We start from the raw sequence: 17069 nt of genomic DNA, 5'->3' as shown, positions 1-17069 counted from the left end.
CAGGGGGCGAATATAGCAACCCACTCCTCACCGCGCAAGCCCTTTTTCAAAAATAATTGAAAATAATTTAGAACGCCACGTCTCCCCTCTCTGCAAGAAACTTCACATCCACCCCAAGGCAGCCGAGCAAACCAGGCCGAGAGGCGCGAAATCATTTATATACATGGAGAAGGCGGACACAAACCTTCACCCTGGCTCCTCACCTGGCCTACCCTGCCTGCAGTGATAATATCGGCTCCCCTGTTTTCGTCTGCTCCATTGGCCAGCCCCATGCATATTCTCGTAACCGGCGCTTCCGGCTTTGTCGGCCAGGCCCTGATCACCCGCCTCGCCTCGGAAGGTCAACATCATCTTCGCGCAGCGGTCCGTCCCTCGGCGCGTGCAATCCCTCAGGGCGACAATGTGGAGCAGGTCAGCATCAGCGGCCTGGCTGCCGATACCGATTGGTCAGCCGCTCTGCAGCAGACGCAGGCCGTCGTCCATTGCGCTGCCCGGGTCCATGTCATGAGCGAGACGGCCAGCGATCCCTTGGCCGAATTCCGGCGCGTCAACGTCGAAGGCACCTTGGCGCTGGCGCGCCAGGCGCAACAGGCGGGAGTACGACGCTTCGTCTTTATCAGTTCAATCAAGGTCAATGGCGAGCAGACCGGGCCGGGTACCCCTTTTCATGCCGATGACATCCCCGCGCCCATCGATCCTTATGGCATTTCGAAGATGGAAGCTGAACAGGCCTTGCTGGAACTGGGCCGAACCAGCCAGATGGAAGTGGTAGTGATACGCCCGGTGTTGGTCTACGGCCCCGGCGTCAAAGCCAATTTCCTGAGCATGATGCGCTGGCTGGACAAGGGTGTACCGCTGCCGCTGGGAGGCATTACCACCAATCGGCGCAGCCTGGTGGCGCTGGACAATCTGGTGGATTTGATCACCGTCTGCCTGACGCATCCGGCCGCTGCCGGCCAGGTGTTCCTGGTATCGGATGGCGAAGACCTGTCCACCACCGCCATGCTCAGACGCCTGGCCCAGGCACTGGGCAAGTCACCAGCCTTGCTGCCGATCCCTGCCTGCTGCCTGGCATGGGCTGCGCGCCTGCTGGGCAAAGCCGGTATCGCGCAACGCCTGTGCGGTTCGTTGCAAGTCGATATCAGCAAGAATCGGGAATTGCTTGGATGGACGCCACCGACCAGCGTCGATCAAGCCTTCAAGAAAACGGTCGACGCCTACCGCCGCGGCTAAGCCCGCCCCATCAACGGTTGCAGCAATACCAAACTGCGAGCAGTCGCTCCCTGGTGGCGCTGGGCGAACACGGTGGCGGCCTGCGCCATAGCCTCCATCCGCGCCGGATCGGCCATGAGCTGCGCCCACTGGCGCATCAGCGCCACCGCATCCTCCACACGGGCGGCGGCGCCATCGGCGACGGCATCCTCGGAGATATGCAGGAAATTGAAAGTGTGCTCCCCGATCAACACCGGCTTGCCCAGGGCAAACGCCTCGATCAGGTTCTGCCCACCCAGGGGCAGCAGACTGCCACCGATGAAGGCAGCATCGCAGGCTGCGTAGTAAGCAAACATCTCCCCCATCGAATCGCCCAAGAGGACATCGACCTCATCCAGAGCAGCGCCCGGCGCAAGCTCGGAGCGCCGACGCAGCCGCAAGCCATGGGAGCGAATCATCCCGGCCACCTCATCGAAACGCTGTGGATGACGCGGCACGATGATGGTCAGCCAATCGCTGCGCCCCAGCTTGGCCAGGGCATCGAGGATCAAGGCTTCCTCACCTTCACGTGTACTGGCGCATAGCAGCACCTTGCGCTCACCGATCCCGCGCTTCCAGCCCAGGCCGCGCTCGACCATCTCCACCGGAGGCTGCACATCGAACTTGAGGCTACCGGTCACTTCCACATGGCGCGCACCGAAGGCCCGCAGGCGTTCGGCATCCGCCTCGGACTGGGCACCGACCACGTCGATCGCTTCGGCGGCCGGCCGCAGCAACGTCGCAAACCGCAAGCCGCGGCGCAGCGAACGTGCCGACAGGCGGGCATTGGCCAGCATCACCGGCACACGATGACGGCGGCATTGCTCGATCAGGGCGGGCCAGACCTCGGTTTCCATCAATACACAGACCACCGGACGGAAATGGCGCAGGAAGCGCGCGCACATCCAGCCGATGTCATATGGCAGGAAGCTCTGCACGACGCGTTCGCCGTGCTTGCCGTACACCTGGGCGCCAGTGTCCCGGCCGGTGGCCGTCATGCAGGTCAACAGGATGCTGTGCTGCGGATAGTGCTGCAGCAAGGCCTCGATGAGGGGCTGGGCGGCACGGGTCTCGCCGACCGAGACGGCGTGCACCCAGATGAAACGCACCTGCGGATCAGGCAGGCGCGGATAGAAGCCCAGGCGTTCGGCGACGTGCGCCCGGTAGCCGGGCTCCTTGCGGCCGCGCCGCCACAAACGCAACAGCACCAGCGGCAGGGCCAACCACCAGATTGCACAATACAGCAACCGCATCTCAGACCAGCGGATGGCCGGCCAGGCGCGTCAGGATGGCCAAGGGGCTGGATTGCGGATCGTATTGCTGTTGCGGCACCAGGTGCAGAGTCTGCTCCATCATGTATTGGCCCGACATCACCGCGTGCGAGGCCTGGTCGGAGAAACAAATCCAGACCGAACCTGCGGCAAAGGGCATGGTGACCTGCTGGGCATCCTGCTGGTATTGCATGTCGCCCTTCATCCCATCATGCAATTGCAGCATCAGGTGATCGTATTCACTGCGCAAGGACTTGGTCACATGCAGCGCGTTCAATACCTTGGCCTGCCAACGCACGTAAGGCTTGGCGCGCGGCAGGAAGCGCCGGGCCACGGTCTCGAAGGGTTCGCCCACGCGCCAGACGCGCGGCACACCGTCTGGATTGACGTTGGTGAAGACGCGCAGGATGCGCTCGCCATAGTTGGGGCGCGAAGGGAAGGCATCCACGTGCATCCGCCGATCATCCGCACGCCAGGATTGGGCACGGGTCTCGACCTGCATCGGACGATAGCTGGTAGGCGCCACCCGCAAGGCATCGCGATACTTGGGCAGCAAGGAATGCACCAGCGCCAGCGCCTGTTCGCGGAAGCGGCCCACCATGGCGGCCAACGCCAGTTGCTGCTCGGTGCCGCCGGCGGCACCCTTGATGTGACCACGCGCATCCAGGCTGATGTTACGCGACTTGGGGGCACGCACGGCCGGGTTGAGGAGCAGGCGCTCGGACTCCAGCAACTGGAAAGCCAGCTGCGGGAAATACAGCACCTTGCCGGCTTCCAGCGCCGTAATCCATTCCGGGTTGGGATTGTCGACCTGCCAATCTGTCAGGCCAATCTCGATAATTTGCGATTCCATGGCGCGTATTATGCCCGCAAGCGCCCATGGCGTGTGGTGGCAGCGCACTTGCACCAGCACCGCAACCTCAGGCCGCAAGCGGCTTGCAGCGTGATTTGGCAGTTTGAGCAGGGGTTTTGATCTGTTTCAAAACATGTTCAACAGCCACCCACGCGCTTCACAGCGAACAGCAAGGTTCAGTCCAGCAAGCCCAGCGCAGCGGCCAGCACATCCTCTTCCGACGGCGGCGCCCCCAGATCGCCCAGGTTGACGATGCGGGGAGACCAGTTGCCCTCGGTCTTCCAGCGCGGCGAGTCACAGTAGAGCTCGATGGTGGGCTTGTCATAGGCAGCAGCGATGTGGGTGAGGCCCGTATCGAGCCCGATCACCAGTTGCGCCTGCTGCACCAGTGCCACGGCCTGCATCAGCGGCAGCGCCGGCAGTACGATGGCACCGGGAATCCCGGCGGCCAGTTGTCGTGCGGCTTGCTCTTCCTTGGCACTGCCCCAGGGCAGCAGCACCGGCAGCCCTCGCGCCCCCAGCGCCTGTCCCAACTTGATCCACTGCGCCTGCGGCCATTGCTTGGCGGCACGCGCGGTGCCATGGAAAAAGACCACGTAGGGCTGCTCCGGCATCCACCCGAAACGCATCGTGGGCGGCGGCTGCAAGGCGAAATCGGGCAAACCCTCGACCTCATAACCCAGCGCGCCGGCCGCCACCAGGCGCGCCCGCGCCACGGCATGGGCACGCCGGTCCACGACAATGCTCTGGTCGTGGAAGATGCGCGAGATCGGCTCATAGCCCGAGCCTTCGGTGGCATTGGCCAGGCCCACGCGGCGACCGTGCGGCGCCAGATGCGCCATGCGCATGACCACGCTGGTCTTGAGCAGGCCCTGGGTATCGAACACCAGGTCGTAGGCGTGAGCACACAATTGCTGGCGGAATGCCCCCATCTCGGCGCGGGTGGCGGCCGAGAACAGGGTCTTGCGCCAGCGGCGCAGGGCGATGGGGATGACATTGCGCACCTGCGGGTTGAGGCGGATGAGGCTGGTATAGGCCTCTTCCACCACCCAGTCGATCTGCGCATCGGGGAAATGGCGATGGATGTCCGCAACCATCGGCATGTTATGGACGACGTCTCCCAGGGAAGAGACGCGGACGATGAGAATTTTCAAGGCTGGCCCACTTTGGCTTGACTTAATGGTGGGCCAGCATCTTACCTCATTGGACGATCAGAACGGCAGTGTGACATCGGGACGGGCCGCCAGGATCACCTTGCGGAACTCGCCCTGGATGCGCTCCAGCGCTTGCGGGGTCTCGGCTTCGAAGCGCAGCACCACCACCGGCGTGGTATTGGAGGAGCGTGCCAGACCGAAGCCGTCGGCATATTCCACGCGCAGGCCGTCGATGGTGATGATGTCCTGCGCACCCTCGAACTTGGCCTCGCTTTGCAGCTTGCCGATCAAGGCGAAGTTCTCGCCTTCCTGCAGCTTCAGTTGCAGTTCCGGGGTGCTGACCGACTGCGGCAGGGCATTGAGCACCGCCGACGGGTCGCTCTGGCGCGCCATCAGCTCCAACATGCGCACGCCGGCATAGAGGCCATCATCAAAGCCGAACCAGCGGTCCTTAAAGAAGATATGGCCGCTCATCTCGCCGCCCAGCGGGGCGCCGGTTTCACGCAGCTTGGCCTTGACCAGCGAATGGCCGGTCTTCCACATCAGCGGCTGGCCGCCGCGCGCGGTGATCCAGGGTGCCAGGTGGCGCGTGCACTTGACGTCGTAAAGGATTTCCTTGCCTGGGTTGCGGGTGAGCACATCTTCGGCGAAGAGCATCAGTTGGCGGTCCGGATAGATGATCTGGCCATCCTTGGTCACCAGACCCAGGCGGTCGCCATCGCCATCGAAGGCCAGGCCGAGCTCATTGTCGGTTTCCTGCAGGCAGCGGATCAGGTCTTGCAGGTTTTCAGGATGGGCCGGATCGGGATGGTGGTTGGGGAAGTTGCCATCGACTTCGCAGAACAGCTCGGTCACTTCGCAGCCCAGCGCACGGTAGATGTCGGCCGCGAAAGCACCGGCCACGCCATTGCCGCAATCGACGGCGATCTTCAACGGACGGGCCAGCTTGACGTCGGAGATCATGCGCGAGATGTAGGCATCCTTGATGTCGTGGGTGCTGTAGCTGCCGTTGCCCTGCGGGAATTCGCCCTTGACGATGGCCTGGTACAGAGCCTGGATGGTCTCACCGTGGATCGCTTCGCCGGCCAGCACCATCTTGAAACCGTTGTAGTCGGGCGGATTGTGGCTGCCGGTGACCATGATGCCGGACTGCGTATCGAGCACGTGGGTGCCGAAATAGACCATGGGGGTGGCGACCATGCCCAGGTCAATCACGTCCACACCCACCGCCTGCAGGCCCTTGGCCAGCGCGGCCGACAGCGAAGGACCGGAAAGACGGCCGTCACGGCCGATCACGACCTTCTTCTGGCCTTTGGCCAAGGCGGCAGCGCCGAAAGCCTGGCCGATCTGGAAGGCGACTTGGTCGTCCAGGGTTTTGTCGATGATGCCGCGGATGTCGTAGGCTTTGAAGATACTCGAATGGATCATGGAATACGGGCTCAAAATTAACTTAATCCTTGTTGCGCAAGATTAACCAGCGAGGCGCACGGAAACGGATGATACGAAGATAAAGCCACACATAAACGACAACGAAGATAACGCAACATAGCATGAGTATTAACGATTGTCTCCACAACAGCGTCGCTGGCAGGACTGCCATGAGAGACAACAGCCAAAGATAAGGCGAAGTCAACGAGTTGCGACGGGTAATCGCACGTGCATCACGGCGTCCCACTGCCCACCATACAAGCCGGCGGAAGATCAGACTGTGCAAATGAATGCCGTCAGGCACCCCTGGTGATTGGCCTCGCAGGAAAAACCGGCGATAGGCTGAAAACAGCGTTTCGAAGCTGGGATAGATGAGCAGGAGTGCGGGATACCAGGTCGACACCTCTGGATTGCGCGCCACCAAAAGCACCGCGAGCTCACCGACCACGAAACCGAGGAAATAGGCACCGCCATCTCCCATGAAAATCAAGCCGGCCGGGAAATTCCAGATGAAGAATCCCGCTACCGCACCGGCCGTCACAAGCGCCATGATCAACACAAAGGAATCATTGACCTGCAGGGCGACATAGCCCAATGACAGCAGAATGAGCAGGCTTACCACGCTGGCGAGGCCATTGAAGCCGTCAATAATATTGATGGCGTTAGCGACACCGGCCACTGCAAGTGCAGTAAAAGGAAGCATCAACCAAAAGTACTTCAGGTGCCACACCTCATAGAAAAGGTCAATACGGTCGATTTTGGCATGAAGCAGGAAGTACCCGGCGATGGCTGCAGCCAGGGTCAACAACAAACGCCGGGTAGCACTCACCCGCTTGGTAAAGTCTTCCCAGATGCCCCCGCTGAAGGCAATGGTGGCGCAGGCCAGCAAGAGCATAATTTCCCTGGCTACACTGCTCAAGCGCCAGGCCGATACCCCCGAAGCCACCACCACGGCCAGAAAAATGCACAAGCCGCCAATGCGCGGCACTGCATGCATATGCACTTTTTGTACGCCAGACAGATCCGAATCCAGAACGTGGTCATGCAAGTGAGCATGACGAATGACGAGAAGGGTCAATACAGCTGACAAAAGGAAGCTAATGAGCAATGATGCCATAAGAAGATGAAAGTCTGGGGATCAGGCTAGTGGCAGCCCCTTGGGCTAGCACCGATCAAAACACGCCGGATTGTACTCCCTAAATCTGCCTATTCCTGTTGTCCTTTTATATCTAACCCTTATCCTTTTATAATTTCGCCTTTCCTGCTGTCAAACCGCAGCATCTTTATAAGCTTTCCGGAGCCGTTGTTCAATGCAGACAGTCGTCCCTGACCGCCCCGGTATTCCTAATGACCAAATGGGTCACACTCCTTCTGTCGCCATCTTGATGTGTACATTCAATGGAGACCGCTATCTTGATGAACAACTGGACTCCATCGGACGCCAAACCCATCAGAACTGGAGCTTGTTCGTCTCGGATGACGGTTCAAGCGACAATACTCTGAAGATACTCCGCAATTTTGAGGAAGGACGTCAGCAACCCCTGCATATTCAAAACGGCCCGCGTCGTGGATTTGCAGAAAATTTCATTTCCTTGATGCAACAATGCCCCGAAGACGCCGACTTCTATGCGTTTGCGGACCAGGATGACATATGGGCAGAGGACAAGATCGCACGCGCTGTTGCTGCCCTCAACGGCATCGCACCCGAGCGACCCACCCTCTACTTTAGCCGTACCACGTATATCGATGCTGCTGGCACTCCCACCGGCCAGTCGCGTTTGTTCACTCATCGCCCGTGTCTGCGAAATGCTCTGGTTCAAAGCATCGGCGGCGGAAACACCATGCTATTCAGTCGAGCGGCGCTGAAGCTACTACGCCGGTTCCGTCCGGTCAAGCCCATCGTTTCACACGACTGGTGGACTTATCTACTTATTTCAGCCCTTGATGGCCACGTGGTTTACGACCCCGTTACCACCGTACAGTATCGCCAGCACGGCCAAAATGCCGCGGGACAAAACATTACCTTCCGAGCAAATCTGGCACGGCTCAAAAAAATGCTACATGGCAACTACAAGGATTGGCACGATAGTCATGTTGCAACGCTGAGTCTGGCCATGCCATTTATGCCCCCCTCCAATCGGGAAATCTTTGAGAATTTCGTGGCAGCCCGGTCGGGCAATTTTTTCAGTCGCCTGTATTCCCTGCATCGATCAGGCGTATTCCGGCGACCGCGATGGAGTCAGTGGGGGTTGTATTTATCAGCCATGCTCAACAAGCTGTGAATGCGAAACTTGGACGCTCAAGCCTCTGACGATATACTGCCGCCGAGGAACTCCAAAATTGCGGAGCTGTCGCTTCACAGCTCCCGATACCGATAAGCAGGCAGAAGAAAGATCACGGACTGTTTTCACTCTAGCCGACGCAATTTCCCTGATATTGTGTCTTTCCTAAAATCAGGGGGGAATCAATCCGGGCGCGTATTTCGCCATCGGACAAGCGAACCCTCTGCCCCAGGGATCTCACAAGCACGTTCATATCTCACCGGTCACTGTTCATCGCTGCAACCAATTATGCTTATCAATAACCTTCAAGCGCATATCGCTCTGTCGCGATCAATCATCGATACTGCAATCGCCCGCGTTCTGGATCGCGCCTGGCTCGTGCTCGGACCAGAGGTCAAGGAATTCGAATCTGCCTTTGCAGCTTATGTAGGAGTTTCCCATTGCGTTTCAGTCGCCAACGGCACCGATGCGCTGGAACTGGCCCTGCGCGCGGCTGACGTAAAACAGGGCGACTTGGTCGCAACGGTGGCCAATGCTGGGATGTACACCACGCTAGCCATGCGCGCTGCCGGCGCACGTCCATTTTTCATGGACGTCTCTGCGGAGAGCATGCTGGTAGATAAACGGGAGGTCACGCGCGCCATTGCTGCCGGCGTCAAGGCGGTAGTAATCACTCACCTTTACGGCTTGGCGGTCCCCCAGATCCAGAGCATGGTGGAATCATGCCGCGCCGCTGGCATCAAGATCATCGAAGACTGCGCACAAGCACACGGCGCAGAGATCGAGGGCAGGAAAGTTGGCGCGTTTGGCGACATGGCTTGCTTCAGCTTTTATCCGACCAAAAATCTCGGTGCGCTAGGTGATGGTGGCGCCATCGTCAGCAACGATGACGACCTCGCAAGTGCAGCATCAAAACTCCGACAGTATGGCTGGAGCAGCAAGTACAACGTCGAGTTGCCTGGAGCCCGCAACAGTCGACTGGATGAATTGCAGGCAGCCATTCTGCTAGACTTCCTGCCCTTGCTGGATTCATGGAACGAGAAACGCCGCCATGTTGCGCGAGCGTATGGCGAAGGCATCAAGCATCCCTCTGTAGAGTTACCGCGTGCTTTCACCAAGAATTATGTCGCCCACCTCTATGTCATCAAGACAAAGGAGCGAGAATCCCTGCGCAACCACCTGCAGCAGAAAGGCATTTGCTCCGACATCCATTATCCTGTCCCAGACCACCGTCAACCGATCCTTCAGGGCGAGACCGATCTGGTGCCCCTTCCCCAGACTGAGCAGTTGGCAGGAGAGATCCTGACCTTGCCGTGTTATCCAGAAATGACCGATGAAGAAGTCGCGCAAGTGATTGACGCGGTCAACACCTGGCCCCACCCCCAAACCTGAGGCGCCGAATGTCATCCAAGAACCCCTTCGCCAACATCGGCTTTGAGGACTTCCGCCGCTTGGCTGCCGATCAGAATCTGACCAAATACGAGCGCATAGGCTTTCCGAATTCCTACCGCGAAGGCTATGAGCCGGCGATCTTTGCTGACATCTGCAGCAAGGTGCTGCACCTTTCAGCTCAGGACAAGAAGGTCCTCGACATCGGTCCGGGTTGCAGCGACTTGCCACTGATGCTGATCGAACTCTGTGAGCGTCAACGGCACGCGTTGACGCTGGTAGACAATCAGGAGATGCTCGACCTCCTGCCCAACACATCAACCACACGCAAGGTTGCAGCGCTCTACCCCAACTGTCCTGAACTCATTGAACTCGACAAGGGCAGTTTCGATGTCATCCTGTGCTATAGCGTACTGCACTATGTGCTTGTGGATACGGCCTTTTTCCGCTTTCTGGACACCTCTCTGTCGCTGCTGGCACCAGGTGGGCAGATGCTGATCGGCGATATACCCAACATCTCGAAACGCAAGCGATTCTTCGCCAGCGAAACAGGCATTCGCTTCCACCAAGAATTCATGAAGACCAACGACCTTCCAGTAGTCCATTTCAACCAGGTCGAGCATGACCAGATTGACGACGCGGTCGTCATGGCCATTGTGCAACGCGCCCGTGCCCAAGGCTTCGACGCCTATGTCTTGCCCCAACACCCGTCATTGCCTATGGCCAATCGCCGCGAAGACATCCTCATCCATCGTCCTTAGGAACTTCCGATGACCAAAACCCGTAAGCTCGTCATCGTCGGTGACAGTGCATTTGCTGAGGTCGCCTACGAGTATTTCACGTACGACTCCACCTATGAAGTGGTCGCGTTTGCCGTCGAGGCCCTCTACCTGAGCAAGAGCGAGCTGTTCGGTTTGCCGGTGGTGGCGTTGGAGGATATTGAACAGCGTTTTCCGCCGTCGGAAGTGGAATTCTATGCAGCACTTGTCTACACCAAGCTCAATCGTCTGCGCACCCGCCTCTACCAGGCCATGAAGGATAAAGGCTATCGCCCTGCCAGTTATATCAGCAGCCGTGCATTCGTCTGGCCTAATGTCAGCCTGGGGGAGCACTGCTTCATCTTCGAGGACAACACGGTCCAGGCTTTTTCCAAGATAGGCAACAACGTCGTGTTATGGAGTGGCAATCATATCGGTCATCACAGTGAAATCGAAGACAACTGCTTCATTTCTTCGCACGTGGTGGTCTCCGGCTTCTGCAAGGTGGGGGCCAACACCTTCATGGGCGTCAATGCGGCACTGGGAAACAATCTGAGCGTTGGCCAGGATAACTGGATCGGGCCTTCGGTCACACTAATCTCTGACACGCAAGCCAACAAACTGTACAAGGTGGAGTCGCCCGAACCCGCGCGGGTCACTCCACTGCGTTTTTTCAAGGTAGGGACATGAGCATGCAGTGGAAGAAACTAGGAATGATATGGAAGCCGGACGGCACCCTCTGGTGGGCAAGAAAATATGCGTCCTGCCCCACTCCAGTTTTTCTGGACGATGGAACGCTACGCGTTTACCTTCAGTGCCGCGACGAACATAACGTGGGACGCATTGGTTTTGTGGATTTAGCACGCGACAATCCCCTGAAAGTTCTGCGCGTCTCCGAAGAGCCAGTGCTCGACATCGGAGCCCCGGGCACCTTCGATGACAACGGCGTGTTTCAGACGTCGGCGATCAAGGGACCTAATGGAAAACTGTACATGTACTACGTCGGATTCGAATTGTGCCATCGTGTCCGCTATAGACTTCTGACCGGTCTCGCTGTCAGCAGCGACAACGGTCTGTCGTTCCAACGCTGGAAGACCACGCCCATCCTTGAACGTTCTGAAAAAGAAATGTATTTCCGTGGCGGCCCCTTCGTCTTAAAAACCGAAGATGGTCCCTATCGGATGTGGTACGTCGGCGGCAGTGAGTGGGAGGACATCGAAGGCAAATCAATGCCGGTTTACGATCTTTATTATGCGGAGTCTCAAGACGGCCTAAGTTGGCCGGCAGAAGGACGCCTACTGCTTCCTGTCGATCGTTCAAAGGAACATGGTTTTGGACGTCCCTACGTAGTTCAGCGGGAGGATCGCTATCAATTGTTTTACAGCATCCGTAAGAAATTTCCGCGCGCCTATCGCATGGGGTATGCAGAGTCTGGCGACGGCCTGACCTGGGAGCGCAAGGACGAGCAGATGGGGCTGGATGTCTCCACCGATGGATGGGATTCAGAAGCCATCGAATATGCTGCGGTCATGGATGTGGACGATCGGACTTTCTGCTTCTACAACGGGAACGACTTCGGAGTCTCTGGTTTCGGTGTGGCGGAGCTCGTGAAGTGACGCTGACGGTCCGATACTTCGGGGAGCCCGACACGGCGGCATGGGATGGATTCTGCGAGCAGGCCAGCAATGCCACCTTGCTGCACACACGTCGCTTCCTGTCCTATCACGGTGAACGCTTCCACGACGCCTCCTTGCTCATTCATGAGGCCGACACGTTGGTCGGAGTCATGCCGGCCGCAGTCGCTCCATCAGACAGCACCCTCGTGATCAGTCATCCAGGCGCAACCTATGGCGGGGTGGTTCATCATGGGCAGCTCAATGGCAACAAGATGATCGAAGCAATCGCCGAAATTCAGCGGTTCTACGCTGATGCCGGCTTTACCAGGCTGCAATACAAGCCACTACCGCACATCTATGCGCGGGTTCCTGCTCAGGATGATCTATATGCCTTGTTCAGGGCTGGCGCGATCCGTATCCGCTGTGATCTGTCTAGTACCATCGATCTTGCCCACCGCCGTCCCAGCTCTGAACGGCGCCGCCGCAGCCTCAAAAAGGCACTGAAAAATGTCAGCATCTCCAGCGCCCCCGAACATATGGACGCGGTGTGGCACGTGCTTGCCGAGAATCTGCACAGAAAGTACGACACAAAACCGGTGCATACACTGGCTGAACTGCAACTCTTGGCAACGCGATTTCCGGATGCGATTCGCATTCAGTGCGGACTGGTAGATGGGCAAGTCGAAGCCGGTGTCGTCCTCTTCTGCAGCGCCATGGTCTGGCACGCCCAGTACATCGCCTCCAGCGAAAAAGGGTACGCGGTATCGGCACTCGACGCCGTTTTCGAGTCACTTGTAGACTCTGCACAGAACAGCCACATCCGCTATTTTGATTTCGGCACCAGCAACGAAGAGGCTGGTACGGTGCTCAATGATGGCCTGTATCGTTTCAAGTCCGAGTTCGGTGGCGGCGGTACTGCCCATGAATTTTATGAATTAGCTCTCCCAACATGAACGCCAAGACCATTTCCATCGTAGTACCCGTATACTTCAATTCGGGGAGTCTTCCACATCTGTTCGCCGAACTGGAAAAGCTGGAGCTGGAGCTGCATAAACGGGCGCTCGCCCTCGAACTCATCTTCGTCGATGACGGCTCCAAAGATGACTCGCTGGCGCGCTTGCTGGAATTCAAGAATCGTCGCGAGCAAACCAAAGTAATCAAGCTGACGCGCAATTTCGGCGCAGTCCATTGCTCCAAGACAGGCCTGAAATTCGTGTCCGGTGACGCCTTTATTATTGTTGCCGCTGATCTGCAAGATCCGCCGCATCTGATACTGGACATGATCGATAAATGGCTGGCAGGCTCAAAGTTCATTATCTGCGAACGGATCACACGCGAAGATCCAGTAGTATCAAAAATCTATTCGAAGATTTATTACAAACTTCTACGTACATTCGTCATCCACGACTATCCCGAGGGCGGCTACGATATGGCCTTGATGGACAAGGTTTTCCTCCCTCACTTAACGAACAGCTCGAAGAGTGTCTTCACACCACTGTTAGCTTATTGGCTGGGGTACAGACCCGACATCATCCATTATCATCGTCCCAAGCGCGAATATGGAAAATCAGGGTGGACCTTTACTAAGAAATTGACGGCATTCCTGGATGTGATGCTGGGCTTTTCTAACAAGCCTATACGAATGATTTCAGGTGTCGGGGCAGTAATCGCAATGCTAAGTTTCATCTACGGCATCACCGTAGTCGTGGGAGCGATGATGCATCGTATTCCGGTCGAGGGTTTCGCTACTGTAGTTGCGCTAGTGACGTTTCTTCTGGGGCTGATTATCGTCATGCTCGGCATCATCGGAGAATATCTATGGCGCATTTTTGAAGAAAGCAACAAAAGGCCAGAGACTGTAATCGAGGAGATATGGTAGTGGCGCTTTCTCGTTTTATTGTGGCCGGCGCTGCCAATACAGGACTTACTTACCTGTGCTATCTCACCCTTATCCTATTCATGCCATATGCCTTGGCATATTCGTTGACCTATCTTGTCGGCATTGGTATCGGTTATTCACTTAATACGTACTGGGTCTTCAAGAAAAAGGTTGGCGTACGTAGCGCCATGCTATATCCCCTGATCTATGCAGGAAACTATTTGTTTGGTATCGGCTTACTGTGGTTTTCAATTGAATGGCTGAGAATACCAAAAGAGATCGCACCGCTATTAGTGACTACCATCTCCGTACCAATCATGTATTTCTTGTCCAAGTGGATATTTTCCTCAGACGCTCATCATGAAGAAACCAACAATTGAAGACTGCAAGGTCTTCACGCTGCCTAAAATAACCGATCCACGGGGCAACCTTAGCTTCCTTGAAAGTGGCGTTCATCTGCCCTTCGAGATAAAGAGAGTTTTTTATTTATATGACGTGCCCACCGGAGAAAGTCGAGGAGCGCACGCTCATCGCCAACTACACCAGTTCTTGATATGCCTGTCCGGGAGCTTCGACGTGGCGTTGGACGATGGAGAACAACAATCGACAATCCACCTGAACAGACCATGGCTGGGCCTTCATGTACCTCCGCTAATCTGGGCAGCGGAAATCAATTTTGATCCCGGATCCATCTGTCTTGTTCTTGCGTCAGACATATATGACGAAGCTGACTATATCCGCGATTACCAGCAGTTCAAGCTTGCAGTCGCTGGTTCGTAGAGCCTGTTCAATCAGAAATCATCTGAACATTGAAGAACAATACTCACCTGTTTAAAAACGCGACAAAGGCCTGTTTCCCATACTTCAAAATTTCGCCGGATACTGGGCGAAAGCCTTTACCCGTTCAGGTCAAGGGCAGCAACAGCTTGGATGACCGCGAGGGGAGTTCTGCGACCGTATATTTATCCGTCGAACTCCAAACCTCCAGCAACAGGCACGCGGAGACCTAATAACCAAAAGATATAGTTTCAACAAGACATGGGGGATTCTTCCCGGGAAACCTCTAGCACACGCGATGCTTGCAAAGAAACCAGAGGCGTCTTTTCTTAATCAATTTGATTCAATTTAGAAAATTCGTAGATACCTAGTCTGATCTTTATGCCAGTTCCATTGGCGAATTTCCGCAAGCGGATTTTCTCCGCCTCTCAACTAGCTTCCCGTTTTCGTATATATGTCCACGCTCCGCTCCAGATTTCAAGTCAGCTACTACGATCTCCTCTCGGGAACCTTCCTTGTCTGCATCGCCTTGCTCATTGGAGCCAATGCAGATGTCGTCGGTATGACCGCGTTAGGCATAGGAATGTCAGGGCTGGCGTTATTGATGATCCGCTTCATGCCTGTTGATAGCGATCGCTATAGTCGACCTATCCTGTGTTTCCTGATGTTGAGCCTCTTAGCTTGGACGATCTTAATTGATAGCAATCAAATTAGCGATTTTGGCATTTATTTTCGTTGTGGCGCGGACTTCGCAGAGGGCGCATCAAGTGCCCTTGACTGGAGCAAACAATGTGAAAGCCCTTGGATTCCCGGCTTTGCCATGTACTGGCGTCGCTCCCTTCTTTATACGCTACCGATTGGCTGGCTTAGCAACGGTTCCTATCTGATATTGAAGCTGGCCAATGCGGGATTTCATATTGCAGCGGTAGTTCTCTTGTATCGGTATGTGAGGAAGGAGCTCGGACTGCGGGCAGGAATCGTTGCAGCAATCGCACTTTGCTTTTATCCGGAATTTTGGTTTTCTTCGACATTGGCCACGTCGGACAATCCGTTTATCGTAATAGAGATCCTGCTAATTGGTGCGATAGCGAGACTCTGCCGAGAGCCCAAGGCAATTTGGGTCGTTTGCGTAGCTCTACTTGTCATGGTGCTTGATCTGCTTCGCAGTGCTGGCCCTATTCTGATCATCGGGATCATCTTGGCTATACCGATCGCTCACAGCACGAGAGCACGGATATATGTTTTTATTGCCGCCATCACAGCGGCTTTCGCATTGTTTGCCAGCGTGGCCGTCCCTGCGCACTTCGGCATGACTGACCTTCAATCCAATGGATTCATAGCAGCACTCGCTAGCGGTGGTATATCGCATCCACGCAGCTTCACGCAACTGTACAACTGGAATCAATACGTTCTGCCAGATGTCGCTCCGGATCTACGCACGCATTTGTCGGTCGGATTGATCGCACAAGACCTCGTCTCGGCTTGGCATACTCCTTCCTATTGGGCAAGCAAGGTTTCCACCCTTTTCCAAGGAATGGGCTACTACTTTTTCTCCAGCACGACAACTTCCGCTGCCCCAGATGACCTGTCAATCGCTGGTGCCCCCACGCTGGGCGTAAATCCCGACATGTTTGCCGTTCTACATGGAATTGCATTGGTTTATCTTATCGGCTGTGCCATCGGGATCATAAGAATGCGGGGAAACACGTTCGCAGCCGTGGCATTGGCGGTCGGCACAGCATTCTTGTTATTTTTCATCGGACCAGGAGAAGTACAGCCCCGATATAGTTTGCTGCTCGCTCCTCTGATGTGCATCGCCATTGCGACGATTGGAACACAATCCAAAGCCCCTACTGAGAATATCAAAAGTACGTTGGCTGGCATGGGGACTATCGTATTGCTCGGTTTAGCCGGCCTGATGCTGGCGCAGCGATGGGCTACCCATTACGTGAGTAAAAGTCCAACTTTGGCATGGAAACCGCCAGCCGCGTATTCCGACTGTATCAAAGGTAACGTTGATATCTCTATGTCTCAGGTAAATGTACCTACCCAGGACAGGGAATGTCGCGAATTGACTGCCGTACCACACGGCATTGATGGCAAGCTCAACTTCTTCATTCTGCGCGAACCATTGGTTCCGAAGTGGGAGACAAAGAACCTCCCTGTTATCGACATCGTTATTACCGTCGTCGACCGTGACGACGTGGAAACTCGCGTTCAGCGAAAGCTGACCGCATTTGATCGCGCATTACTGGTGGAAGTACCTGTCGCCACCGACAGCAGATATCTCAAATTCACAATCCGCTCAGAGGGGGGAGAAAACAGCAAAGTCTCGCTTGCTTATTTCCACGACGGCCACAGGCTCATCAACAACCTGTCTCCATGACCGATCGACTGAGACTAGAACACAT

General features: G+C 56.2%; 16 protein-coding genes. 11 read left to right on the top strand and 5 right to left on the bottom strand.

All coding sequences use genetic code 11. The features are described 5' to 3' along the window. The first annotated feature begins 270 nt into the window (after positions 1–270). Positions 271–1233, top strand: a complete 963-nt coding sequence (locus I5W_RS11445) for a UDP-glucose 4-epimerase family protein (RefSeq protein WP_044529314.1) — start codon at positions 271–273, stop codon at positions 1231–1233. On the opposite strand, the gene waaA is transcribed toward I5W_RS11445, so the two are convergent. The 5 genes from waaA to I5W_RS11420 form a co-directional block, all read right to left on the bottom strand. After that, on the bottom strand, positions 1230–2504 hold the full coding sequence (waaA, locus tag I5W_RS11440) for a lipid IV(A) 3-deoxy-D-manno-octulosonic acid transferase (protein ID WP_044529313.1): 1275 nt from the start codon (positions 2502–2504) through the stop codon (positions 1230–1232). The genes I5W_RS11445 and waaA overlap by 4 nt on opposite strands. Position 2505: 1 nt before the next feature. Beyond that, positions 2506–3375, bottom strand: coding sequence for a Kdo hydroxylase family protein (locus tag I5W_RS11435; protein ID WP_044529312.1), 870 nt, complete (start codon positions 3373–3375; stop codon positions 2506–2508). A gap of 176 nt (positions 3376–3551) precedes the next feature. After that, positions 3552–4529 carry a lipopolysaccharide heptosyltransferase I gene (waaC, locus tag I5W_RS11430; RefSeq protein WP_044529311.1) on the bottom strand — a complete coding sequence of 326 codons (978 nt, stop codon included), beginning with the start codon at positions 4527–4529 and terminating at the stop codon, positions 3552–3554. Between the two features lie 57 nt (positions 4530–4586). After that, positions 4587–5957 (bottom strand): phosphomannomutase/phosphoglucomutase, encoded by a 1371-nt coding sequence (locus I5W_RS11425; RefSeq protein ID WP_044529310.1) that lies wholly within the window; start codon positions 5955–5957, stop codon positions 4587–4589. Positions 5958–5979: 22 nt separating this feature from the next. Next, entirely contained in the window at positions 5980–7074 is a 1095-nt protein-coding gene (locus I5W_RS11420) for an MraY family glycosyltransferase (RefSeq protein ID WP_044529309.1), read from the bottom strand. Positions 7075–7267: 193 nt separating this feature from the next. Here I5W_RS11420 and I5W_RS11415 point away from each other — a divergent pair, with 193 nt between their 5' ends. The 10 genes from I5W_RS11415 to I5W_RS11370 all read left to right on the top strand — a co-directional run bounded on the left by I5W_RS11415 (position 7268) and on the right by I5W_RS11370 (position 17044). After that, a complete protein-coding gene (locus tag I5W_RS11415) occupies positions 7268–8239 on the top strand; it encodes a glycosyltransferase family 2 protein (RefSeq protein WP_050010658.1) in 972 nt (323 codons plus the stop codon). Positions 8240–8527: 288 nt separating this feature from the next. After that, positions 8528–9631 carry a DegT/DnrJ/EryC1/StrS family aminotransferase gene (locus I5W_RS11410; RefSeq protein ID WP_044529308.1) on the top strand — a complete coding sequence of 368 codons (1104 nt, stop codon included), beginning with the start codon at positions 8528–8530 and terminating at the stop codon, positions 9629–9631. Positions 9632–9639: 8 nt separating this feature from the next. Beyond that, the gene (locus I5W_RS11405) at positions 9640–10389 is read left to right on the top strand and encodes a class I SAM-dependent methyltransferase (RefSeq protein WP_044529307.1); all 750 of its coding nucleotides are present in this window, start codon (positions 9640–9642) and stop codon (positions 10387–10389) included. Between the two features lie 9 nt (positions 10390–10398). Next, on the top strand, positions 10399–11076 hold the full coding sequence (locus I5W_RS11400) for an acetyltransferase (RefSeq protein WP_044529306.1): 678 nt from the start codon (positions 10399–10401) through the stop codon (positions 11074–11076). 2 nt (positions 11077–11078) lie between these two features. Next, entirely contained in the window at positions 11079–12002 is a 924-nt protein-coding gene (locus tag I5W_RS11395; protein ID WP_044529318.1) for a hypothetical protein, read from the top strand. Beyond that, positions 11999–12955, top strand: a complete 957-nt coding sequence (locus I5W_RS11390) for a GNAT family N-acetyltransferase (RefSeq protein WP_044529305.1) — start codon at positions 11999–12001, stop codon at positions 12953–12955. Before I5W_RS11395 ends, I5W_RS11390 begins: the two co-directional genes overlap by 4 nt. After that, the gene (locus I5W_RS11385) at positions 12952–13881 is read left to right on the top strand and encodes a glycosyltransferase (protein ID WP_044529304.1); all 930 of its coding nucleotides are present in this window, start codon (positions 12952–12954) and stop codon (positions 13879–13881) included. The genes I5W_RS11390 and I5W_RS11385 overlap by 4 nt, the downstream gene beginning before the upstream one ends. Then, positions 13881–14261 carry a GtrA family protein gene (locus tag I5W_RS11380; RefSeq protein WP_374702133.1) on the top strand — a complete coding sequence of 127 codons (381 nt, stop codon included), beginning with the start codon at positions 13881–13883 and terminating at the stop codon, positions 14259–14261. The genes I5W_RS11385 and I5W_RS11380 overlap by 1 nt, the downstream gene beginning before the upstream one ends. Further along, positions 14242–14661 (top strand): sugar 3,4-ketoisomerase, encoded by a 420-nt coding sequence (locus I5W_RS11375; RefSeq protein WP_044529302.1) that lies wholly within the window; start codon positions 14242–14244, stop codon positions 14659–14661. The genes I5W_RS11380 and I5W_RS11375 overlap by 20 nt, the downstream gene beginning before the upstream one ends. A gap of 451 nt (positions 14662–15112) precedes the next feature. After that, a complete protein-coding gene (locus I5W_RS11370; RefSeq protein WP_044529301.1) occupies positions 15113–17044 on the top strand; it encodes a glycosyltransferase family 39 protein in 1932 nt (643 codons plus the stop codon). Positions 17045–17069: the final 25 nt, after the last annotated feature.

Source organism: Herbaspirillum sp. B65 (genome assembly GCF_000333555.1).
GTDB classification, from domain to species: Bacteria; Pseudomonadota; Gammaproteobacteria; order Burkholderiales; family Burkholderiaceae_D; genus Herbaspirillum; species Herbaspirillum rubrisubalbicans.
Note: the sequence above shows the minus strand (reverse complement) of the source record. Positions and strands in the feature narration are given on the sequence as shown.

What these genes read in the sequence shown, in the direction of transcription:
- I5W_RS11410 (WP_044529308.1), top strand. Translation starts at nt 8,528, where the DNA reads ATGCTTATCAATAACCTTCAAGCGCATATCGCTCTGTCGCGATCAATC.
- I5W_RS11395 (WP_044529318.1), top strand. Translation starts at nt 11,079, where the DNA reads ATGCAGTGGAAGAAACTAGGAATGATATGGAAGCCGGACGGCACCCTC.
- I5W_RS11405 (WP_044529307.1), top strand. Translation starts at nt 9,640, where the DNA reads ATGTCATCCAAGAACCCCTTCGCCAACATCGGCTTTGAGGACTTCCGC.
- I5W_RS11425 (WP_044529310.1), bottom strand. Translation starts at nt 5,957, where the DNA reads ATGATCCATTCGAGTATCTTCAAAGCCTACGACATCCGCGGCATCATC.
- I5W_RS11400 (WP_044529306.1), top strand. Translation starts at nt 10,399, where the DNA reads ATGACCAAAACCCGTAAGCTCGTCATCGTCGGTGACAGTGCATTTGCT.
- I5W_RS11420 (WP_044529309.1), bottom strand. Translation starts at nt 7,074, where the DNA reads ATGGCATCATTGCTCATTAGCTTCCTTTTGTCAGCTGTATTGACCCTT.
- I5W_RS11385 (WP_044529304.1), top strand. Translation starts at nt 12,952, where the DNA reads ATGAACGCCAAGACCATTTCCATCGTAGTACCCGTATACTTCAATTCG.
- I5W_RS11375 (WP_044529302.1), top strand. Translation starts at nt 14,242, where the DNA reads ATGAAGAAACCAACAATTGAAGACTGCAAGGTCTTCACGCTGCCTAAA.
- waaA (WP_044529313.1), bottom strand. Translation starts at nt 2,504, where the DNA reads ATGCGGTTGCTGTATTGTGCAATCTGGTGGTTGGCCCTGCCGCTGGTG.
- I5W_RS11370 (WP_044529301.1), top strand. Translation starts at nt 15,113, where the DNA reads ATGTCCACGCTCCGCTCCAGATTTCAAGTCAGCTACTACGATCTCCTC.
- I5W_RS11435 (WP_044529312.1), bottom strand. Translation starts at nt 3,375, where the DNA reads ATGGAATCGCAAATTATCGAGATTGGCCTGACAGATTGGCAGGTCGAC.
- I5W_RS11415 (WP_050010658.1), top strand. Translation starts at nt 7,268, where the DNA reads ATGCAGACAGTCGTCCCTGACCGCCCCGGTATTCCTAATGACCAAATG.
- I5W_RS11445 (WP_044529314.1), top strand. Translation starts at nt 271, where the DNA reads ATGCATATTCTCGTAACCGGCGCTTCCGGCTTTGTCGGCCAGGCCCTG.